Annotated in this window: 22 protein-coding genes; 10 read left to right on the forward strand and 12 right to left on the reverse strand. The window is 55.3% G+C overall.

Annotation, left to right across the window (positions count from 1 at the left end; all coding sequences use genetic code 11):
* Positions 1-100: 100 nt before the first annotated feature.
* The gene (locus tag ACWVX6_RS07645; protein WP_455152820.1) at positions 101-667 is read right to left on the reverse strand and encodes an HD domain-containing protein; all 567 of its coding nucleotides are present in this window, start codon (positions 665-667) and stop codon (positions 101-103) included.
* Positions 668-721: 54 nt separating this feature from the next.
* Entirely contained in the window at positions 722-1,867 is a 1,146-nt protein-coding gene (locus ACWVX6_RS07650) for an FtsW/RodA/SpoVE family cell cycle protein (protein ID WP_455152821.1), read from the reverse strand.
* Between the two features lie 289 nt (positions 1,868-2,156).
* Between ACWVX6_RS07650 and ACWVX6_RS07655 the strand changes: the two genes are divergently transcribed.
* The gene (locus ACWVX6_RS07655; RefSeq protein WP_118284986.1) at positions 2,157-3,827 is read left to right on the forward strand and encodes a formate--tetrahydrofolate ligase; all 1,671 of its coding nucleotides are present in this window, start codon (positions 2,157-2,159) and stop codon (positions 3,825-3,827) included.
* An 87-nt stretch (positions 3,828-3,914) separates the two neighbouring features.
* Positions 3,915-4,847 (forward strand): AEC family transporter, encoded by a 933-nt coding sequence (locus ACWVX6_RS07660; protein ID WP_455152822.1) that lies wholly within the window; start codon positions 3,915-3,917, stop codon positions 4,845-4,847.
* 40 nt (positions 4,848-4,887) lie between these two features.
* Here the strand turns inward: ACWVX6_RS07660 and ACWVX6_RS07665 are convergent, their stop codons facing one another.
* Positions 4,888-6,126 carry an HAD-IA family hydrolase gene (locus ACWVX6_RS07665; protein WP_455152823.1) on the reverse strand — a complete coding sequence of 413 codons (1,239 nt, stop codon included), beginning with the start codon at positions 6,124-6,126 and terminating at the stop codon, positions 4,888-4,890.
* Between the two features lie 83 nt (positions 6,127-6,209).
* On the reverse strand, positions 6,210-7,703 hold the full coding sequence (malQ, locus tag ACWVX6_RS07670; protein WP_455152824.1) for a 4-alpha-glucanotransferase: 1,494 nt from the start codon (positions 7,701-7,703) through the stop codon (positions 6,210-6,212).
* A 287-nt stretch (positions 7,704-7,990) separates the two neighbouring features.
* On the opposite strand from malQ, the gene trmB reads away from it, so the two are divergent.
* Positions 7,991-8,650, forward strand: coding sequence for a tRNA (guanosine(46)-N7)-methyltransferase TrmB (trmB, locus tag ACWVX6_RS07675; protein ID WP_110436112.1), 660 nt, complete (start codon positions 7,991-7,993; stop codon positions 8,648-8,650).
* Positions 8,651-9,119: 469 nt separating this feature from the next.
* Here the strand turns inward: trmB and ACWVX6_RS07680 are convergent, their stop codons facing one another.
* Complete coding sequence (locus tag ACWVX6_RS07680) at positions 9,120-9,758, reverse strand: phosphoribosyltransferase (protein WP_110436111.1); 639 nt, start codon at positions 9,756-9,758, stop codon at positions 9,120-9,122.
* 60 nt (positions 9,759-9,818) lie between these two features.
* Entirely contained in the window at positions 9,819-10,664 is an 846-nt protein-coding gene (locus ACWVX6_RS07685) for a PfkB family carbohydrate kinase (RefSeq protein WP_455152825.1), read from the reverse strand.
* Between the two features lie 251 nt (positions 10,665-10,915).
* On the opposite strand from ACWVX6_RS07685, the gene ACWVX6_RS07690 reads away from it, so the two are divergent.
* The 5 genes from ACWVX6_RS07690 to ACWVX6_RS07710 all read left to right on the forward strand — a co-directional run bounded on the left by ACWVX6_RS07690 (position 10,916) and on the right by ACWVX6_RS07710 (position 14,898).
* Positions 10,916-12,214, forward strand: coding sequence for a family 10 glycosylhydrolase (locus tag ACWVX6_RS07690; RefSeq protein WP_161274642.1), 1,299 nt, complete (start codon positions 10,916-10,918; stop codon positions 12,212-12,214).
* Positions 12,215-12,241: 27 nt separating this feature from the next.
* A complete protein-coding gene (locus ACWVX6_RS07695; RefSeq protein WP_161274643.1) occupies positions 12,242-12,982 on the forward strand; it encodes an acyl-ACP thioesterase domain-containing protein in 741 nt (246 codons plus the stop codon).
* A complete protein-coding gene (locus ACWVX6_RS07700) occupies positions 12,979-13,290 on the forward strand; it encodes a hypothetical protein (RefSeq protein ID WP_110436107.1) in 312 nt (103 codons plus the stop codon). The genes ACWVX6_RS07695 and ACWVX6_RS07700 overlap by 4 nt, the downstream gene beginning before the upstream one ends.
* The gene (locus tag ACWVX6_RS07705) at positions 13,274-13,720 is read left to right on the forward strand and encodes a HEPN domain-containing protein (protein WP_117489955.1); all 447 of its coding nucleotides are present in this window, start codon (positions 13,274-13,276) and stop codon (positions 13,718-13,720) included. Before ACWVX6_RS07700 ends, ACWVX6_RS07705 begins: the two co-directional genes overlap by 17 nt.
* Positions 13,721-14,373: 653 nt before the next feature.
* Positions 14,374-14,898 (forward strand): transcription repressor NadR, encoded by a 525-nt coding sequence (locus ACWVX6_RS07710; RefSeq protein ID WP_118360670.1) that lies wholly within the window; start codon positions 14,374-14,376, stop codon positions 14,896-14,898.
* A gap of 300 nt (positions 14,899-15,198) precedes the next feature.
* Here the strand turns inward: ACWVX6_RS07710 and ACWVX6_RS07715 are convergent, their stop codons facing one another.
* Complete coding sequence (locus ACWVX6_RS07715) at positions 15,199-15,579, reverse strand: metallopeptidase family protein (RefSeq protein ID WP_455152826.1); 381 nt, start codon at positions 15,577-15,579, stop codon at positions 15,199-15,201.
* Between the two features lie 164 nt (positions 15,580-15,743).
* Between ACWVX6_RS07715 and ACWVX6_RS07720 the strand changes: the two genes are divergently transcribed.
* Entirely contained in the window at positions 15,744-16,310 is a 567-nt protein-coding gene (locus tag ACWVX6_RS07720) for a hypothetical protein (RefSeq protein ID WP_117489964.1), read from the forward strand.
* A gap of 40 nt (positions 16,311-16,350) precedes the next feature.
* Here ACWVX6_RS07720 and ACWVX6_RS07725 read toward each other — a convergent pair whose 3' ends face one another.
* From ACWVX6_RS07725 to murC, 5 genes are all read right to left on the reverse strand, one after another.
* Entirely contained in the window at positions 16,351-16,971 is a 621-nt protein-coding gene (locus tag ACWVX6_RS07725) for an LptM family lipoprotein (protein WP_202183523.1), read from the reverse strand.
* A gap of 12 nt (positions 16,972-16,983) precedes the next feature.
* Positions 16,984-17,604 (reverse strand): hypothetical protein, encoded by a 621-nt coding sequence (locus ACWVX6_RS07730; RefSeq protein ID WP_243105721.1) that lies wholly within the window; start codon positions 17,602-17,604, stop codon positions 16,984-16,986.
* A gap of 64 nt (positions 17,605-17,668) precedes the next feature.
* Positions 17,669-18,049 (reverse strand): hypothetical protein, encoded by a 381-nt coding sequence (locus tag ACWVX6_RS07735; RefSeq protein WP_455152827.1) that lies wholly within the window; start codon positions 18,047-18,049, stop codon positions 17,669-17,671.
* Positions 18,050-18,147: 98 nt separating this feature from the next.
* Positions 18,148-18,759, reverse strand: coding sequence for a cytidylate kinase-like family protein (locus ACWVX6_RS07740; RefSeq protein WP_110436100.1), 612 nt, complete (start codon positions 18,757-18,759; stop codon positions 18,148-18,150).
* Between the two features lie 281 nt (positions 18,760-19,040).
* A complete protein-coding gene (gene murC, locus ACWVX6_RS07745; protein ID WP_118761265.1) occupies positions 19,041-20,417 on the reverse strand; it encodes a UDP-N-acetylmuramate--L-alanine ligase in 1,377 nt (458 codons plus the stop codon).
* 386 nt (positions 20,418-20,803) lie between these two features.
* Between murC and ACWVX6_RS07750 the strand changes: the two genes are divergently transcribed.
* Entirely contained in the window at positions 20,804-21,934 is a 1,131-nt protein-coding gene (locus ACWVX6_RS07750) for an MGDG synthase family glycosyltransferase (protein WP_455152828.1), read from the forward strand.
* Positions 21,935-21,995 lie beyond the last annotated feature (61 nt).

Consider the following 21,995-nt stretch of genomic DNA (forward strand, 5'->3'; position numbering starts at 1 on the left):
CAGTTTTGCGGTAATACTTGATGTATTACCGTGAAACTGCAACAAAGTCAGGACACAAAATTTCCGCAAAGCACCGCCGCTTTAATTGTGCGGTGTTGCCTTAAATCTCTTCCATCTGCCTGTTGATGGAATCCTCGCAGGAACGCATGGCGTCCAACGTTTGCTGCCACAACTCCTCGAGCGTCAGTCCGCACAGCTCCGCGCCGCGCTCGATGACCTCACGCGAGCAGCCTGCCGCGAACTTTTTATCCTTGTATTTTTTCTTCAGGCTCTTGAGCTCCATGTCCTGCACGCTTTTGGACGGGCGCATGAGCGCCGCCGCACCGATCAGGCCGGTCAGCTCATCGGCTGCATACAGCAGCTTTTCCATCTCGTGCTCCGGCTTGATGTCCACGCAAATCGCCCATCCGTGGCTGCATACTGCATGAATAATGCTTTCGTCTGCACCGCCTTCGCGCAGCAGCTCAGATGCCTTGACACAGTGCTGCTCCGGCCACCGCTCGAAATCAATGTCATGCAGCAGACCGACAATGCCCCATAATTCCGGGTCATAGCCGCGCTGCTCCGCAAAACAGCGCATGACGCCCTCAACCGTCAGCGCATGCCGTAAATGGAACGGCTCTGCGTTGTACCTGCGAAGAAGCTCCCATGCTTGTTGTCTGGTCATTTTGCAAAATCCCTTCTGTCATTTTCAATGTATGCGCAGGGCGGGATGCCCATATCAGTTCTGCAGCCAGCTTGGCTTTTCTCGCATTCTGACGCCGGCGGCGATGCCAAGCGCGGCGAACATGGTTACGATCGACGTACCGCCGTAGGAGAAGAACGGCAGCGTCAGGCCCATGACAGGCAGCAGACCGACATTCATAAAGATATTCATAAAGGTCTGGAACAGCAGCATGCCGCTTACACCGACCGCAATCAGCGCCGAAAACGGCGTAGAGGCGCGGTACGCCACATAAAACAAACGGATGATCAGCGCCATCAGCAGAATGATGATAAGCAGGCAGCCGAGGAAGCCCAGTTCCTCACCTGCGACCGAGAAAATGTAGTCGGTCTGGTTCTCCGGCACATACTGCATCTGGGTCATCGTGCCGTTGGTCCAGCCCTGACCGGTGAACTGCCCCGAGCCGATGGCGATCTTGCCGTAGGTCGCCTGTCGGGACTGCTCCACGTCAATGGACGGGTCAAACAGCACAAGGATTCGCGTTTTCTGGTAATCCTTGAGCACATAATTCCACAGGATCGGCACGCTTGCGATACCGACTCCGGCAGCAATGCCCAGCCACTTGAGCGGCAGACCGGCCGAAAACAGCATGATAACCGCGATCATCAGGTACTGGATCGCCATGCCGGTGTCGCCCGACGAGAGCACGACCGCCCCCATCATTACCAGCGTGTGCAGACCGACCGAAACCAGTCCGCGCCATTCGGTGATATGATCCTGTATTTCGGTCATGTGCGCGGCAATCGTGAAGATGAAGATCAGCTTGCCAAGCTCGCCCGGCTGCAGGCTTGTCACGCCCAGATTGAGCCATGCACGCTGGCCGTTGACCTCGGTGCCGAGCGGCGTAAACAGCAGAAACTGCAGCAGAATATTGCCGATCACGAATATTTTCCATAGGTCGCCCAGATTTTCCAAGTCGATCAGACTGAGCGCGACAAACGCCGCCAGACCGAGAATGATCGCGGCACCCTGTACATACAGGTTTTTCGTCGAGCCGTCCAGCGCCGTCACCGGATTGAGCGTTGCCGAGTAAATGAGGAACATGCCGTAGATCGAGCAGACCAGTCCCAGCAGCATCAGATACAGGTCAGTGTTTTTGATATAATGCGTAACAGAGTATACAATGGAGCGAGCAGTGTCCATCAAACCCCTCCCTTTCAAAATGGAAAATTGAGAATTGAGAATCGGAAATCTCGTAAATCAAGGTATCGCCGCAAAGCAGCGGAATTAAATTGCAGTGCTTTGCACTGCCACACTCATTTTCATTATTCATTTTCCATTCTCAATTACATTTCTATATGATACCACAACACACCCCGCTTTGCGAGTAACAATTTCGGCAAATTTTTCGCGTGCTTGTATGGAAAACCGGACGAAGTATTGATATAATGAATATATTATGTTACCCGCTGCAAAATAGAGGAGGAATTTCATGTTATCCGATATTGAAATCGCACAGGGCTGTCAGATGCGCCCGATCACCGAGGTTGCCGCTGCTGCCGGTCTGGACGCCGATGATCTGGAGCTGTACGGCAAGTACAAGGCGAAGCTGTCCGCAGACGTGTGGACCAAGGTGAAGGACAAGGAAAACGGCAAGCTGGTCCTCGTTACCGCCATCAACCCGACGCCTGCCGGCGAGGGCAAGACCACGACCTCGGTCGGTCTGGGTCAGGCACTGTGCAAACAGGGCAAAAACGCTATTATCGCACTGCGTGAACCGTCTCTCGGTCCGGTATTCGGCATCAAGGGCGGCGCGGCAGGCGGCGGCTACGCGCAGGTCGTGCCGATGGAGGACATCAATCTGCACTTTACCGGCGATATGCACGCCATCACGGCAGCAAACAACCTGCTGTGCGCCATGCTGGACAACCACATGCAGCAGGGCAATCTGCTGAACATTGATCCGCGCCGTATTGTGTTCACCCGCGTAATGGACATGAACGACCGTGCTCTCCGCAACATCACCATCGGTCTGGGCGGCAAGGTGAACGGTGTGCCGCGCGAGGATCACTTCATGATCACCGTAGCGTCCGAGGTTATGGCTATCCTGTGTCTGGCCGCTGATCTGGACGACCTGAAAAAGCGTTTCGGTGATATTCTGGTGGCATACAGCTACACCGGCAAGCCGATCTACGCCCGCGACCTGCATGCAGAGGGCGCCATGACGGCACTGATGAAGGATGCCATCAAGCCCAACCTGGTTCAGACGCTCGAGGGCACGCCCTGTCTGATGCACGGCGGTCCGTTCGCCAATATCGCACACGGCTGCAACAGCGTGCAGGCAACCAAGCTGGCACTCAAGCTGGGTGATATTGCCATCACAGAGGCAGGCTTCGGCGCTGACCTCGGCGCAGAGAAATTCATGGACATCAAGTGCCGCAAGGCCGGTCTGGCTCCGGACTGCATCGTGCTGGTTGCGACCGTCCGCGCGCTCAAGTACAACGGCGGTGTAGCCAAGGCTGATCTCAACCAGCCGAACATGGACGCGCTGAAGCACGGTATCTGCAATCTGGATGCGCATCTGGATAACATGAAGAAGTTCGGCGTACCGGTCGTTGTTGCCGTCAACGCATTCCCGACCGATACCGATGAGGAGATGGATTTCATCCGCGAGCACTGTGCCGAGCGCGGTGTGCGCGTAGCACTCTCCGAGGTATTTGCCAAGGGCGGCGAAGGCGGTCAGGCGCTAGCCGACGAGGTTCTGGCTGTGCTTGACGAGAGCAAGGCCGACTTCCACATGCTGTACGAGGATTCGCTCCCGCTCGAGGACAAGATCCGCAAGATCGCCAAGGAGATTTACGGTGCACTCGGCGTGACCATCGCGCCTGCCGCAAAGAAGGAGCTGGCAAACATCACCGAGATGGGCTACGGCAACCTGCCGGTCTGCGTTGCAAAGACGCAGTATTCGCTCTCCGATGACGCATCGCTGCTCGGCCGCCCGACCGAGTTTGTTGTCAACGTGCGCACCGCTCGTCTGGCTGCCGGTGCAGGCTTTGTTGTTGTGGAGACCGGCTCGATCATGACCATGCCCGGTCTGCCCAAGGTTCCGGCTGCGGAGAAGATCGACGTAGACAGCAACGGTAAGATCACCGGTCTGTTCTAAATACAATTCAAATGAAGAGTGGAGAGAACACCGGCTGCGGTATGCTCTCCACTTTTCCCTCTTCTTTTTTGCTGTGAAAGTGATATTATGCAAATCAGTCTTATTTTAGCGCAGCAGATTGCCGAGCTGTTTCTCATTCTTCTGATCGGCTGCGTGCTCGTCAAGGTCCGGCTGCTCAAAAGTGCGGACAGCCGCGTGCTGTCGGTCGTGATGGTGTATGCGGTCATGCCGTGCGTCATCATCAACGCCTTTCAGGTGGATTACTCTCCTGCCGTTGTTACCGGATTGCTGTACGCCTTTGCGCTGGCGATTGCGCTGCACGCGCTACTTCTTCTGCTGGCGCGGCTGCTGCGCCGTCCGCTGCGGCTGGATGTGATTGAGCGCACCTGCATCATCTACACGAATGCGGGCATTCTGGTCATTCCGCTGGTGCGGGCACTGCTTGGCGAGGATTATGTGATCTATTCCTGTGCGTTCCTCGTCGCACAGCAGGTTCTCCTGTGGACGCACTGCCGCAGTCTGCTCTGCGGTACGCGCGGCTTTGCGTGGAAAAAGATCATCGGCAATGTCAATATCATCGCCATTTTGATTGGCGGTGCACTGTTCATCCTGCGGCTGCCGCTGCCCGGTCTGGTGAACGATTTGTTCTCTCAGCTCGGCGCGATGGTCGGCCCGATCGGCATGCTGCTGGCCGGTATCGTCATTGCGGACACGCCGCTCCGTCAGCTGTTTATGCGCCGTCGGCATTATGTTCCTGTGCTGCTGCGGCTGATTATCTGTCCGATTATCACAGTGCTGCTGCTTCGTGTCATCGATGCGGCAAGCTGGATTCCGGATGGACACAGCATTCTGCTGACCGTGTATCTCGCGTGCATCACGCCTGCGTGCGCTACGGTTACTTCGATGGCGCAGCTTTACGACCGTGATGCTGAGTATTCCAGTGCACTGTATGTGCTCACAACGCTGTTCTCCATCCTCACCATGCCGCTGATGGTATGGGTGTTTGAGGTGCTCATTTAACAAAAACCCGTGTATTTCTTGTGAAATACACGGGTTTTTGTTAATATCCCAGTTTTTCGCCGATGAGCACGACCTCACAGCTTTCAAATCCGCTCGGCACGCCCATATGAATGACCATGGCGCGGCAGATACGCTCCGGACTTTTACAGTTGTGACATCTGCCGTCAACCGCACACGGTGTTTTTTTATTCAGCCGCTTGGCATTGAGCGGAGCGGCAATATTTCTTGCCCGCTCGATGGCGCTCTGCAGGTCGGGACGCAGCTTGTTCACGCCGCACACGAAAATACAGCGCTTCGGTCCGAACAGCGTGGCCGCCACGCGGTTGCACTTGCCGTCGATGTTGACGATCTCGCCGGTCTCGCTCAGTCCGTTCGCTGAAGACAGGTAAACGTCCGGCGTCTGGCAGTACATGCCCTTGTCGATCCAATGCCAGTGCACGTCCGTGCTGTCCGCAAAGTTCTCCGGAAAACCAAGCTGCTTCATCGTCATTGAGCCGCCCATCGACACGGATTTGCCTGCACAGGTGTCTCTCAGGTAGGAAACCGCCTCGTCTTTTGTTGCAAAATAGTGGAAACCGAAGCCGTAGCCGGTCAGAGCTTTCTCCGCCTTGCTCACATCGGGCACGCCATACTCGAACAGCGGCAGCAGATCGCTCGGCTCATACGCAAGCGCGTCCGCACCGGATGCACGCAGCTCCTCCGTCGAGCGGAAGCCCCATGCAACGCCCACAGCGGTCAGGCCCGCATTGACGGCGGTCTGCATATCGGTCGCGCTGTCACCGATGTAGAGGGTCGTTTCCTTATCGCCGCCCAGCTCGTCCAGCAGCTGCAGCACGCTTGTCGGATCCGGCTTGCGCGGGATATTCGGGCGTTCGCCATAGGTAATGCTTACTAAATCACCGAAATAGTGCTCAATCAGCGCTTTCGCGGCGGAATCGTACTTGTTCGACAGCACACCGACCGTCACGCCGTTCTCCTTGAGCGTTTCGAGCACTGAAACCATGCCCTCATACGGATGCGTGCGGTTCATCATGTGTTCGCCGTAGAACGCGCGGAAATCCGCCAGACAGATGTCGATCATCTCGTCCGTGCGGCTCTCCTCGGGAATGCTGCGCTCGACCAGCTTGCGTACGCCGTTGCCGATGCGGATGCGCGTCTGCTCCATGCTCACCGGCGGAAAGCCGTGCTTCTCGACGGCATGGGTCACGCTGTCACACAGATCACCGAGCGAGTTGAGCAGCGTACCGTCTAAATCAAAAATGGCAGTTGTCATTTTCATACATATTCGTCCTTTTCTTGTCCGTGAAAATAGAATACCGCACCACAGAATCCCGTGATGCGGTATCATTATAGCACATTTTCTTACCCGCGCATATACGTCTTGGTAATTTCACCGAGCATGGACGAAACCGTCGGGTTGAGCGCTTCCGCGCGCACGCGCCAGCGCCAGTTTTTGCCACCGATGGTGGCAGGCGTATTCATACGGGAATCCGCACCGAGCGAGAGCAAATCCTGCAGGGTCGTCATAGCGATGTTCGCCGAGGACGCCCATACGCACTTGATGGCACTCCAGCCCATGGCCTCGGCGTGCGAGGTACGCAGATAGCGGTATGCAAACTGCTTTTCCGGCTCGGAGCAGATGTCCATGATCTGCTCGCACACAGTCTGTGAGTCATGCGTCGAGGTGTAGACGATGCTGTTCGGCTTATAGTTGTGCGGCAGGTGCTCGTTGTCGTAATCCGGCGTAAAGCCGAAAATCAGCACGCGCATGCCCGGGAAACCGCTTTCCTCGAGCAGCTCCTTGACCTCATCGGTCTGCACGCCGAGGTCCTCCGCGATGAGCGGCACCGGACCGAGCGCCTTCTCGATGGCGTTAAACAGCTCCACACCGGGACCCTTGCGCCACTTGCCGTTGATGGCGGTCTCCTCGTCCGCGCCGACCTCCCAGTAAGCGGCAAAACCGCGAAAATGGTCGAGACGTACCACGTCGAACAGCGCCATGTTGCTCTTCATGCGCCAGATCCACCACGCGTAGTTTTCCGCCTTGTGCGCTGCCCAGTTGTACACGGGGTTGCCCCACAGCTGACCGGTTGCAGAATAGTAATCGGGCGGTACGCCTGCCACCAGCTTGGGGCTGCGGTCGGGCTTCAGCTTGAACAGCTTTGGGTGTGTCCATACATCGGACGAGTCGGCGGAAACGTAAATCGGGATATCACCGATGATCTGAATACCCTTTTCGTTGGCATACTCGCGCAGTGCCGTCCACTGCTTGAAGAAGATATACTGCAGGAAAATCCGGAAATCCACCTCGTCACGCAGCTCTGCGGTCACTTTTTCGAGTGCTGCAGGCTTGCGGTCGCGCACATCCTTGTCCGGCCACATGTAGACCGGCATGTGATGGTATTTCTCCTCCTTGAGCGCCATAAACAGCGCGTAATCCGGCAGCCATTCGCTGTTCTTCTCGGTGAAGGCGGCGATTTTCTCGCGCATTTCCGGTGTCACGCGGCTGTACGCCTTGCGGAACAGCGGCCAGCGGGTATCGGCCAGCTGCTCGAAATCCGCGGTATCCGGCGAAGCATCAAAATCGCCCTGACGAACCTCATCGGCGGTCAGCAGACCGTCCTCAACGAGCAGCTCCATGTCAATGAGGTACGGATTGCCCGCCGCTGCGGAAAAGCACTGGTACGGCGAATCGCCAAAGCCGGTATGGCCAAGCGGGAGCACCTGCCAGTAGGTCTGGTGCGCCGCCGCCAGAAAATCTACAAAATCACGGGCGGTCTTGCCCATGGTGCCTACGCCGTGCGGCGAGGGCAGTGAAGTGACGTGTGCAAGCACGCCGCTGGAACGCTTAAACATTTCTTTCTCTCCCCCTGTCAGTGGAACTATTGTTATTATAGCACAGATGTAGCATTTAACCAAGAACTATCTGCAAATTTGCATATTTTTTGTGAAAGTTGTGGTCTTTCTGTAAATTTGGCTGAGATAACGGTTGTGTTATACTATATCTCTGTGGTATAATATTATGTCTATTATTGCAGAAGATGTGCCGCAGACCGGAGTATTCTGCGGCAGCTTATTCTTTTTTCGTCCCGTTTGAGGACAGTTTTCCGTACTATAACACTGATGTAAGGGGTTTATCACGCATGAGAATGCGCAAAAAGAAAAACTTGGACGTTCGATTTGCCGCCTGCGCGGACGTTATGGCGTTTGAGCCGAAGGAAAAACGCGGCAAGTGGCGCGCCCTGTTCGGCAACGACAATCCGATCCATCTGGAGATCGGCTGCGGCAAGGGCCGTTTCGCCATCGGCATGGCCGAGCAGCACCCGGATGTGAATTTTATCGCGGTCGAGCGCGAGGAAGGTGCGCTCATCATGGCAGCCGAGCGCTGCCAGCAGCAGCCGCTGCCCAATCTGCGGTTTGTATCCTTCGACGCGGCTGAGCTGCGCGAGGTGTTCGCGCCCGGTGAGGTGGACCGCATTTACCTGAATTTCTCCGATCCGTGGCCGCCTAATCGTCAGCGCAAGCGCCGCCTGACCTGGCGTGCATATCTGGAAGTATATGACGAAATCCTGCGTCAGCAGGGTGATCTGTGCTTTAAGACGGATAATCAGCGCTTTTTCGAGTGGAGTCTGCAGGAGATCTGCCAGTTTGGCTGGCTGATTCAGAATATCTCGCTCGATCTGCATAACTCGGACTTTGAGGGCAATGTCATGACCGAGTATGAGGAGAAGTTCTCCGCGGAGGGCTACCGGATTTATCGTCTGGAGGCACGCCGCCGTCTGCCGGAATTTCTGAAAAAGTAAACGAAAGAGGAAGGTTTTTGCCTTCCTCTTTTGCTTTTTCAAAGTTCCGGTTATCAGTATTGTTTGTTAGTCTCTGCCAGACAGTGGTTGAGCGCTTGCGAAGCGAACGAAATCTTGCCTGCCCGGCAGGGGCACAAGAGGGTAGACACCAAGGTTTCCACCCTCTTGTGAATCACCCCTTTCCTAAGATAGTCTGGCGCAGACCAGAGACCGGCGACCGCTTCGAAAATGGGGAACGGCAGAGGATTTTTTCTTCCATAGGGGCGCACAGGGTGCGCCCCTTTCTCTACCTATTCGCAGTGTCAGATTCCATACTGCTACACATATCATTTCATCTCCGCAGGCGCGACACAAGGTGAATTACCCGAAGGGCGAGAGAAACCATCGCGTTCATTTTCCATTCTCAATTTTCAATTTTCCATTCTATACGCATAAAAAAAGAGGAAAGCACACGCTTTCCTCTTGCTCGTTACAGCTTATTGTACCCTCTCGGGGTGACGATTGCATCCAGCGGAGTGCCTGCGGCACAGTCCGGGCAGGCTTTGCCACGCACAAAGTTCTGATAATGCGGGAAATCCGCGCCGGAGAACAGGCTGACAACCTTTTTGCCGCTCAGCTCGCTGATATTGGAGAACAACGCCGCAAAGCCGGAGACGCGGCCGCCGTAATACTCGACGCACTCCTTCGCCTGCGAGAAGGTCTGACCGGTGGATGCGGAATTGACCAGCACAAGCACATTGCGGTGCTCGATCATATGGCGCAGGTTATCCGAGAACACAAACTGACCGTTGACATTGCTGTCCGGCTCGACAAGATAAATATCCTTGCCGCTGTTGACATTGCCCATGCCCACGCTCGACAGCTCACCGGCGAGATACGCGCCGATGTACTCCGTGCCTTCCATGCACAGCAGTGTATCAATGCTGGTGGACGAGAACTGGTATGCAATGCTGCGTGCGGCTTCTCTGGACATTGCCATGCTGTGCTTGATCTCGGACATATCAATATAGTAGTTGATGTGCGAATGATTCGTGGCAAAATGCCCCGGTATCGCGTCCGCGTAAAGCCGTTTGTTCACACGGGAGGTGATGCGGATCGACTGCTTCATACAAAAACCACCTTTCTTACAGCGCACCCCTATCGGGGAATATCTGAGAATCTATCTATATTATACCTCAGTCCGGTTCTCGTGGCAAGAAAAAAGGCTCGGCAGGAGCTTCTCAAATTGCACGCCATGCATGGGGTCGGTATGCTGCGCGGCAGTGTAGGCGATGCAGTCCTTGACGAACTCGCCGGCGAGCGCACAGGCATCGGCAAGCGCCCTGCCGTTCAGCAGCGCGCCGAGCACGACCGCCGCAAACAGGTCTCCGGTACCGGGGTAATACTGCGCGATCCTCTCGTGCAGGCTGATGGTGCCGCCGTCCGCAGACAGACAGCCGGAGCCGACCTTTCCCGGCTCGTAATCCAGGCCGGTCAGCACAACCTGTGCGCCGTAGCGGCTGTGAAGTGCATGCAGCCACTCCTGCGCTTCCGTTTCGTTTTGCGGTGCGGAGGCCGGGTCGCGGTCGAGCAGAATCGCCGCTTCGGTCGTATTCGGCGTGATGATATCCGCAATTTCGCACAGCTCGCGCATACGCGTGCACATTTCGGGTGTATAGGTGGCGTAGACCTCACCGTTGTCACCCATCACCGGATCGATGAACGCCGTGCCGTTTTCGGATTTCAGCCGCAGTACCGCATCCCGCACGCAGTCGATCTGATCCGCTGAGCCGAGAAAGCCCGCGTACACTGACTCAAACCGCAACCCTAACCGGTCGTACTGGTCGATGACACGCGGCATAACACCGGTCAGATCGACCGTTTCCCAGCCGGGAATGGCCATGTGCGTGGAAAAATATGCGGTCGGCAGCGGCACGCACTGGTGTCCTGCCGCCGAAATCGCTGCAATGATCGGCACAAGCGACGAACGTCCGAAACCCGACAGATCGTGCAGCGCTAAAACCTTTTTCTGCATGGATTTGCTCTCCTTCTTACTTTAGGGTAACACCGCACAATTAAAGCCGCGGCGGTATTGCCCTGTCTGTATTTCAGCATACAATGAAAAGCCTTTTCTGTCAACGCACCTGTCTGCCAGAATTCACATTATGTACTTAAATTTCCCGAGCAGTTGTGGTATAATATAGGGTAACAAATTGGCGGAGCTGCTTTCACAAGCAGGGTATGCAATGGTTATGAAAGCAGCTTCCGGATAAAAGGAGATTCTTCATGCTGAAAAAACGCATTCTATCCATCGTGCTGGTGCTGACCATGCTGATGGTACCGGGCGCTTACGCCGCTCAGCCCGCAAAGGACGATATGCACGGCGTCTGGGTCGCGTCCGTACATAATATTGATTTTCCCTCCGAGCAGGGCATGACCGCCGACCAGCTCAAGGCCGAGGCCGACACCGAGCTGGACAATATTGCCGCAATGGGACTGAACACGGTATTCCTGCAGGTCCGGCCTTCCGCCGATGCGCTGTATCCGTCCAAGCTGTTCCCGTGGAGCCGCTATGTCAGCGGCACGGCCGGTCAGGCGCCGGACGGCGATTTTGACATCCTCGGCTACTGGGTAACCGCAGCACATGAGCGCGGTCTGCAGCTGCACGCGTGGATCAATCCGTACCGCATTACGATCGACGGCGAGGACGAATGGAGCGCAATCCCGGATTCCAGTCCGGCCAAGCAGCATCCGGAGTGGGTGGTCAAGTACAACGACAACTACTACTTCGATCCCGGTATTCCGGCGGTGCAGCAGCTTGTCGTGGACGGTGCGACTGAAATCGTCAAGAATTACGACGTGGACGGCATCCATCTGGATGATTATTTCTATCCGGGTACGGATTTTGCTGATGAAGCGACTTACGAGCGCTACGGTCAGGATTTCAGCAAGATCGGTGACTGGAGACGCGACAACGTCAACACACTCATCGCTGCTCTGGATGAGACACTGCATACGCTGGATAAGAACCTCTCGTTCGGTGTCAGTCCCGCCGGTATCTGGGAAAACAAGAGCGCAAACTCCAAGGGCAGCGACACGCAGGGACAGTCCTCGTACAGCGAGCTGTACTGCGATTCCCTGCAGTGGATCAACGCCGGCACTGTAGACTATATTTGTCCGCAGCTGTACTGGTCGATCGGCTTTGAGCCTGCTGACTTCCAGACACTCGTCCAGTGGTGGCAGAAGGCGGTTTCCACCAGCGATGTAGCGCTGTACATCGGCATCGGCGCATACCGCTCGGCGGAAGCGCAGCCCGGTGATACCTGGTACGGCACGGATGAAATCGAGCGTCAGCTTGCCCTGCTCGATGACAGCATTGATATCCAGGGCGAGGTATTTTTCAGCTATGCCTCCCTTGAGTCCATCGACGGCTGTCCGGCCTTTCTGACCGCGCACTACGCGGAGGATAAGCCGGTCACAAAGCCGGATACCGACAATTCCGGCACCATCACTCAGGAGGAAGCGCAGCGGCAGGCTACCCTGCTGGATATGCTTTCCCGCTTTATCGTTTCCCTGTTCCGCTAACCGCACATTTTTCGGAGGTGCATTCCCATGGTCGATCTACTCACCCGTGAATATGAGGTGAATTACAGCCACATTGACAACCGCGGCATTGCCAGGCCGTCCTTCCTGTGGAATATCATGCAGGACGCGGCGACCGTCCACGCAGAAGCGCTGCATATCGGTCCGCTCGATCTGCGGATCGTTTGGGTGCTCTCGCGTATGAAAGCGCGGCTGACACGTCCGCTGCTGCCGTATGAGCGGCTGCGGTGCGAAACGTGGTGTCCGGGCATCAAGGGTGCAAGCTGGTACCGCAGTTTCTCGTTCTTTGTGGATAACAAGCCGGTCGGCGACGCACAGTCCATGTGGGTAACGCTCGACCCGGAGACCCGCCGTATTGTGCGTCCGGGCGCATTCCCCGAAGCCGAGCAGTACCTGCACACCTCCCGCGGAGAGCTGTTTGCACCGCTGCCCAAACTGTCGTGCGACAATGTGCGCCTGCATCATGTTCACGAGGTCCGTTATTCGGATCTGGATGTCAACAATCATGTCAACAACGTGCGTGCGGTCGAGCTGATCTCGGACGCGCTCGACCTGCACAGGCAGCCGGGGTTTGTCTCCGAGCTGCAGGTCAACTACACCGCCGAAACCGCCTGCGGCGAATCGCTTTCGCTGCTGACCGGCACGGCGGACAGCGCACGTTACATTCGCGGTGAAGCCGACGGCAAAACCCGCTTTGAGGCGCTTGCCACGCTTTCGCCGCTGCCCGACCTGAAGGAGGGATTGGTATGACGCAAGCGATCGAGCAGGCTGTATGCGACATTTTGGGCGCGTGCCAGCCGGTCAAAATCATCCTGTATGCAGAAAAGCGTACGATGGCAACCGACAAGCTCAAGGCGTTCAGCCTTTGCGTTATCGTGCCGGAGAGCGCCAACTGCCGCACACTGCGCACACACCTGCATCTGGCGATCACGGTTTCCGTGCCCGTCAGTCTGAGCGTTTACACCACCGAGGAATGGGCGGAGCTTTGCACGGACAGTACCTCGTATGCCGCATGGATCGCCCGGAAAGGCAAGGTGATTTATGACCAGACGGCGTAAAGGTGCATCCGACAGTTGTTTTTACTACAAATGGCTGGACAAGGCGCTGTGCGACCTGCAGGCTGCACGTCTGCTGCTGACCTACGGCGGCGATCATTACAACATCGCGTTCCACTGCCAGCAGGCGATCGAAAAGGCGCTGAAGGGCTATCTGCTGTTCCGCACCGGACGGCATTTTGACGGACACAACCTGACGTACCTGTGCCGTCAGGCGATCCAGCTGGACTCGAAGGCGTTCTCCGAATATCTGGACGAGAGTGCAGCGCTCAACGATTTGTATATTGAGACGCGGTATCCAACTGACCTGCCGTTTGAGATTGATGAGCTGGAGGTCCGCCGGTATCTGGATATGGCGGAGCGGATGTTTGCCGCGATTCGGCAGCAGCTGTATGAGGGCGGGAGACCGCATGAGATTGTTCAAAGACGATAACTCGTCTTAAATCGTAAAATTTTCGCTTGCGAAGCGAACGGAACTCGCCTACGCGGCGGAGCGCACAAGAGGGTAGACACCTGCGGTTTCCACCCTCTTGCGAATCTCCCCTTTCCCTTAGAAAACACGGCGAAATTTTCAGAACTGAGACTATAAAGGAACGGCAAAGGATTTTTTCTACCGTAGGGGCGGACCAATGTGTCCGCCCATTTCTTTACCTCTACGCAATGCCAGATTCCTTACTGCTACACATATCGGCTACTCTCCGCAGGCGCGGCACAAGGTGAATTGCCCGAAGGGCAAGAGAGGGTCCCCTGGGGGATGACTGTGCCGCGCAACTCGTTTGTCTGATGGCTACGGACAGCACCTACGAATTACAATTATTAACCAATTTTACCGTAGGGTGCGGCAAGGTGAATTGCCCGAAGGGCAAGAGAAGGTGCCCTGGGGTGCGACCTCGGCGCACCGTTTGTCAACCATCTGCACATTGCCTAACCGCAGGGGCGGCCAATGGCCGCCCACGCAACGCCCAATCATTACAAAACTCCTACCTCCTCACTCCTCACTCCTACCTTGCATAATCTCTCCCATCTTGACACTTGCATACTCCGTCAACTTTTGCTATCATATAAGAATGTAAGGAGTGACTAACCATGAACGCTGCGGAACGACGCACTAAAATCACCCACCTGCTTGCACAGGCGAACGGGCCGTTATCGGCGACCGCGCTGGCCGCGCAATGCGGTGTCAGCCGCCAGATTATTGTAGGCGATGTTGCGCTGCTGCGTGCAGGCGGATTGGCCGTGCTCGCTACGCCGCGCGGATATATTCTGGAGAACACCTCGGCGCCGACCTGTGCGGAGCGGCACATTGTCAGCCACCACGACAACAGCCGCATGCTTGAGGAGTTGTACACGGTCGTCGATCTCGGCGGAGCCGTAATTGATGTGACGGTCGAGCACGCTGTATACGGCCAAATCTGTGCACCGCTGCATATTTTCTCGCGGTATGATGCCGACGCGTTTAACGAGAAGATTCAGCAGTCCGGCTCCCGGCCGCTGTCCAACCTGACCGGCGGCATCCACCTGCACACCATCCGCGCCACGGATGAGAAAACGCTCGAACGCGTAATTCAGGGACTCAAGGACAAAGGCTTTCTGCTTCTCGAGGATAACTAAAAACCACCCGAACGATAAATTTCGTTCGGGTGGTTCAGTCTATCAATAAAGTCCGTTTTCACGATGCTAACGCTGCCGCGCGGCAGCGCGCATGAAATAGAATTTGCTGTGCAAATTCGTAAAAAGCCGGAGCATGTATCTGGCTTTTTACACTTCTGGAGGAAAAAAGTTTCGACCATCGGGAGGAACTTTCGTACGACTTGGGAACGGCCTACGGTCCGTTCCTGCTTGTCGGCGAAACTGTAGTTTCGCGGCATCCTCAACCACCCGAACGATAAATTTCGTTCGGGTGGTTTTCTTTTACTCGTTATCTGCCTGCTGCTCCTTATACATAGCGATCTGCTCCGCATCCCATACCTCCAGATCACGCACACCGGCGCGTCCCTCGACGTGATGACGGAATTCATGCCGCAGGACTTTTCGCATTTCTTCGGTCAGCTCATCCTCATCCATATGGCGGTACGCCCGCTTGAACGAGCCGTAGTACATTACAATATATTTGCCCATCGCCGGATCAACGCGGTACTGCCCCATCACATACAGCGTGCCGCTGCGGTCCTCCGGGTGCAGAAGATAGCCGGGTTCCACGACTATACCGCCGTTCAGCTCCTCGTAAAACGACTGCGGAATCTCCTCCGCAAGATCGGATAATATTTCTTCAAATCGGTCGATCGAGATCATGCCTGTCTTCCTTTCTGACCTTGCTGCTTGTCTGCCCTTACTATAGCATAACCTGTTTTTACAGGCAACCAAACTTTTTGTGAACAAGGTGTCTTGACAGGTGTTGTTTTATGTTGTATACTTCTATCTGTTCACAACTCAAATATTTGAAAGGACCTGTTCCCATGGTTAAGAGTAAAAGTTTGTATCATTTGGCGCTGGCCGGCGTACTGTGTGCGATCGGCATCATCATCCCGATTTTTTCTCCTGTAAAGATTCGACTCGACCCGATGAGCTTCACGCTGGCAAGCCACGTTGCTATTTTTCTGGCGATGTTCATTTCTCCGGCTGTCGGCGTGGCCGTTTCAGTCGGCACGACGCTTGGCTTTCTGGTCGGCGGCTTCACCATGCCGGTCGTCCTGCGTGCGCTGACCCACGTTGTCTGGGTTGCGCTCGGTGCATACTATCTGCAGAAGCACCCGGAGCTGATCGACTTCCGTCAGCAGGTTGAAAACCGCAACGCAAAGCTGTTTGGTCTTGGTGCGGTACTCAGCATCATCCACGCGGCACTGGAAACCCTAGTCTGCGTACCGGTTTACTTCGGTCAGGGCCTGTCCGGCGCGGAAACCGTTCGCATTCTGCTCGGTCTGGTGCTGCTCGGCTCGTTCATTCATTCGATGATCGACTATGCGCTGTCTCTGCTGATCTGGCGTCCGGTCAGCGGCACGATGCGCACTAGCAGAGTTTCGTAAACTGCAAAAACACCCGTCAATGACGGGTGTTTTTCTTTTCTTATTTCACCTCGCAGCCGCCCCATTCTACCACGGTGAAGCCGTCTCTTGCGAACGGCGTGAACGTCTGCGGCTCGATGGTCTGCAGCTTGCTCAACGGCTTCCACGCCATGAATACGCGGAGCACACTGTCCGGTTCCGGGTCGATATCCAGCTTTGCGGTGTCGGTGTAGCGCTCGGACTGGAACGAGATGAGATTGTACGGGTTTTCCTGCATTTTCGGCATCCAGTACACGATAAATTCGTTGTACTCGCGCGGTGTCAAGCCGATCTCGGCCAGTTTTTCGCGGAGGAAATCCGCTGTGTCCGCTCCTGCTACGCAGAAGCCCTTGGAGAAGTCGTAGTCGGTGTTGTTCTCGCCCTCCCAGAACAGGTAGGAGTATTCGTCGCCGTTCTCATCGTACAGCGTGCCGTCCGGCTCGGCGGTGACAGTCCAGCCGTCCTCATACGCCGGATACGTCGCGGTGAGCGTGCCCGCATAATCCAGCGATACGGAAACCGTCGTTTCCTGCTCGGGATAGAGGTAGATGACGGGTTTGGCATCGCCCTGTTCCTGTTGACCGCAGGCAGTCAAGCTCAGTGCCAGCATGGCTGTGAGCGTTCCCGCAAACAATCGTTTCATGCCGTTCCCTCCTTACTTCACCTCGCAGCCGCCCCATTCAACGACAGTGAAGCCGTCTCTCGCAAACGGCGTGAACGTCTGCGGCTCGATGGTCTGCAGCTTGCTCAACGGCTTCCACGCCATGAATACGCGGAGCACACTGTCCGGTTCCGGGTCGATATCCAGCTTTGCGGTGTCGGTGTAGCGTTCCGACTGGAACGAGATGAGATTGTACGGGTTATCCTGCATTTTCGGCAGCCAGTACACGATAAATTCGTTGTACTCGCGCGGTGTCAAGCCGATCTCGGCCAGTTTTTCGCGGAGAAAATCCGCCGTGTCCGCTCCGGCGACGCAAAAGCCTGTGGAGAAGTCGTAGTCGGTGTTGTTCTCGCCCTCCCAGAACAGGTAGGAGTATTCGTTTCCGTTCTCATCGTACAGCGTGCCGTCCGGCTCGGCGGTAACGCGCCAGCCGTTCTCGTAGTCCGGATAGGTCGCGGTGAGCGTGCCCGCGTAGTCCAGCGACACGGAAACTGTCGTTTCCTGCTCAGGGTAGAGGTAGATGACGGGTTTGGCACTGCACTCCTCCTGCTGTCCGCAGGCGGTCAATCCGAGTGCAAACGCCGCTGCGAGTGTCCCTGCAAGCAATTTTTTCATAGCGATTCCTCCTTTGTTCGGTTAGACGAAATCGGGGCGGTTTGGTTCCCTGTTCTGCGGAAATTTACGGTCGTACCCACTCACCGATCAGCGTATTCTTCTGCAGAACCAGCTGGAAGCCGTCGGCATCATTAAAATAAACCGCCTTATCCGTATCCTCAATCGGCAGGACAACGGTGTATCCCGCACTCATCGTGTTTGCACTGCCGAATGTGTTGTAAAACGTGAGATAATGTTCGCCGTTCTTCGGCTCGTCCTTATAATCCCGGATATCCTCAATCGGCGGAAAGACAGCTGCATGGAGTGTCAGCGTTTTCCCATCCTCGGAAACCGTATAATCGCGCAGTGTGACATTCTGCTGCTCGGTCAATCCCGATCCCACACGAAATAGCAGAAACGGCACAAAAACCGCTGCGAATACAGCAATAATTCTTCGTATTTTCATCGTTTTTCTCCTATCCTTTTATCTGTAAAAATGCGAAAGGCCGTCCGCAAGGGACGACCTTTCCGCACTCTCTCTTTTCTCTTTTCCCTATACAGCAGTTACTTCTTCAGGCGATTGATGTACTCCAGAATAATATCGGTGGAATATTCAACGCCCAGACGGCCTGCGTTAATGCAGAGGTCGTAATGGTCGCACTTGCCCCATACCTTGCCGGTATAGTAATTGTAATAGGTAGAACGCTGCTTATCCATCTTCTCGAGAGCAGCCTCGGGCGTCTTGCCCTCGATGACGTAATCACCGCAGGTCTGAACACGCTTTACACGGTCCTCAATCGAGCCATGGATGAAGAAATCGAACTTATTCGGGAAGTCACGCAGTACATGGTCTGCACAGCGGCCAACGATAACACACGAGGAATCCTCTGCCATCTCGCGGATGATATTGGACTGAGCCAGATACAGCTGATCGGTCAGGCTCATGCCGTTCAGACCAACCGAACCGAACATCGTCAGCGAGTACAGGAAGCTGTTGGTGGCACGCTTGTCGAGCTGCTCAAACAGTTTTTCGTCAAATCCGGTCTTTTTAGCCGCACGGGTAATAAGTTCCCGGTCATAGAACGGAACGCCCAGACGGAGCGCCAGCTTCTGACCGATCTCACGACCACCGGTACCATATTCACGACCAATAGTAATAATCAAGTTGTTATTCATAACGCACCCTCCTTACCAACCGGAATTATACAAATTGTACAATTCTCTATATCTGTAGTATGAACCATTTATGCGTTTTTGTCAAGTAGGATTCAAAAATTTTTTCATTCTGTAAATTTGATTGGTTTTCGCTTCAAAGCGAACGCGCCTTGCCTGCCCGGCAGGGGCGCAAGGTGAATTGCCCGAAGGGCAAGAGAAGGTACCCTGGGGTACAACTCGGCACACCGTATCTATTTTGGCAAAAGAAAACCCGCTCGAAAGCGGGTTTTCTCGTTATCTCTTTACTTATTCTTGATCAGCATCGGTCCGACTTCATTGATATTGCCGGCGCCCATGGTGAGCACCAGATCATTCGGGCCTGCCTCCTTACGGAGATAATCTGCAATCTCGTCAAAGCTGTCAAACGATACCGCGCCCGGCACCTCCCTGGCGATATCCGAGGAATAAATGCCGATGGTATTCTTCTCGCGGGCGGCATAGATCGGAGCAAGAACCGCCTGATCGCACATCCTGAGCGCCTCCACGAACTCGTGGAACAGCGCCTTAGTGCGGGTATATGTGTGCGGCTGGAACGCGCACAGGATACGGTCGAAGTGCATTTCCTTTGCGGTGTTCAGCGTGGCCTTCATCTCGCTCGGATGATGTGCGTAATCGTCCACGACGGTTGCGCCGTTCGGCATTTTGCCGACCAGCTGGAAACGGCGGGACGAACCGGTGAACTTGTTCAGACCGCGCTCGGCAGCGTCACCCGGCACACCGAGGAACTCGGCAGCGGCACAGCACGCCAGTGCATTCAGCATGTTATGGCGGCCCGGAACGGACAGCGCCACCTTAGCGTACTTCTTCCCCTCTACCATAACGGTAAAGCGGTAGTAGCCGTTCTCATCGCGCACGTCGGTCGGGTAAACGTCCGAGGTTGCGCTCGTGCCGAAGGTACGAACCTTGCGGTTGATGCCTGCCACACTGCGCATTGCATGCGGGTCATCGCCGTTGACGACAACAAGGCCGTTCATCGGGGTCAGCTCGGCAAACTCATGGAACGAGTGGATGATATCGTTGATATCCTTGAAGAAGTCGAGATGATCCTCCTCTACATTGAGGATAACCGCAACGGTCGGTGCAAAGCGCAGGAACGAGTTGCAGTATTCGCAGCTTTCAGCCACAAAACAGCCCTTGCCGCCGATACGGAGCGTACCGCCGATGGCAGGCAGGTTGCTGCCGACCATAACGGTCGGGTCCATCTGCGCTTCCATGGTCATGAGCGTCATCATCGAGGTGGAAGTTGTCTTGCCGTGCGTGCCTGCCAGACAAACCACGTTGTCATAATCGCGCATGAGGTGTCCCCATGCCTCGGCACGCTCCATGACCGGAATGCCCAGCTCATGGGCGCGGACGATCTCCGGATTGTCATCATGCACGGCAGCGGTACGCACGATGAGCGACGCACCCTCGACGTTCTCCGGCTTGTGCTCGTAGGTAATCTTTGCGCCCAGAGCCTCCAGCCGCGCGGTAACATCCGTACGCAGACGGTCGGAGCCGGAAATCGGCACACCGCGGCTGAGCAGCAGCTCGCCAAGCGAATTCATGGACACACCGCCGATGCCGATCAGGTGGATGCGTTCCTTATTTTCAATGTAGGGCTTAATAGACAGAGCCATTTCCCTAAGCCTCCTGTATTTTCGTTTATTAGATTTATTATAGTACAAAATCGCCCGGAATAAAATAGCTAACCGAGAAAAACTCGCGTCTGACTGAAAATTCGCGCGATAGCGCGCATGAAATAGCATTTGCATTGCAAATGCCAAAAAAGAGGGAGCATGTATCACTCTTTTTTGACTTCTGGAGGGAAAAAGTTTCTGTATAGGAACTTTTGGACGACTTTGGAACGGCCCACGGTCCGTTCCTGCTTGTCGGCGAAACTGCAGTTTCGCGACAGCCTCACAAAAGTGTAGTTTGATTTTTTCGCATGTTTACGATAAAATATCCTTAGGCATGCTGTCCTGTCCGGTCAGCACAAATGCCGCAATATAAGGAGAGGCATTGTATGAGAGTACTGATTTTATCCGTCACCGCCGGTTTCGGTCACCATGCCACCGCAAAGGCCATCGGCGACATGCTGGAATCCAAGGGCGCGGAAGTTCACACGCTGGATGTTTACGCCTATATCAGCAACCTGATCAAAACCACCATCGACAAGGGCTATCTGTTCTCCTCCAAGCACATGCAGACGCTGTACCGTCTGGTCTACCAGCTGGCCGAGAACAACGGCGCAAGCTATTTTAACTCTGCGCCGAGCATTATCAATATCATCAACGCACTCGGTGCGTCCAAGTTTGCCAAGGTCATTGCGAACCATGTGCCCGATGTTATCATCTGCACGCATGTTTTTGCAGCGCAGATGGTTGATGAACTGAAAAAGCGCAAAAAACTCGCCGATATCGAGACTATCGGCATTGTTACCGACTACACGCTCCACCCGTACTGGGAGGATGTGCCACGCGTGCAGTACATCGTCACCGCGAGTGAACTGCTCACCTACCGCTGTGTGCAGCGCGGCATTCCAGAGGACCGCATCCTGCCGTTCGGCATTCCGGTGCACCCGAAATTCAACGAAAAGCTGTCCCGCGAGGACGCGGCGGCACAGCTCGGTATTGACCCGAATAGGAAAACCATCCTGCTGATGGGCGGCAGCATGGGCCACGCCGACCATGTGAAGAACATCGAAAGCCTGTCGCAGATCGGTACGCCGTTCCAGTTTCTTGTGGTATGCGGCAACAACAAAAAGATGCTCTACCATGTAGAGCAGTTTGCCTCACACTATCAGGGCAGCTGCAGGATCTATCCCTACGGCTTTGTACACAACGTAGAGGTGATGATGAGCGCGTCCGACTGCATTGTATCCAAGCCGGGCGGTCTTACCGTGTCCGAGGCTCTGGCGAAAAACCTGCCGATGCTGCTGTTCGATCCGATCCCCGGTCACGAGGAGCGAAATGTTGATTTTCTGGTCAACAACGGCATGGCGGCGCTCATTACCAAGCACTTCCCGATCGACGAGGCGGTGTACGAGCTGTTCCGCAATCCGGTGCGGCTGGAGACCGTGCGGAGAACCATGGGCGAGATCGCCCATCCGGATGCCACCGAACGGCTGGCTGAATTTGTCCTGCGTAAACGATAATACAGTGAAAGGGAGTACCCGCCTGCGGGTACTCCCTTTCGTGCCGTTAAATTCCTACTGA

Source organism: Butyricicoccus sp., from assembly GCF_977037065.1.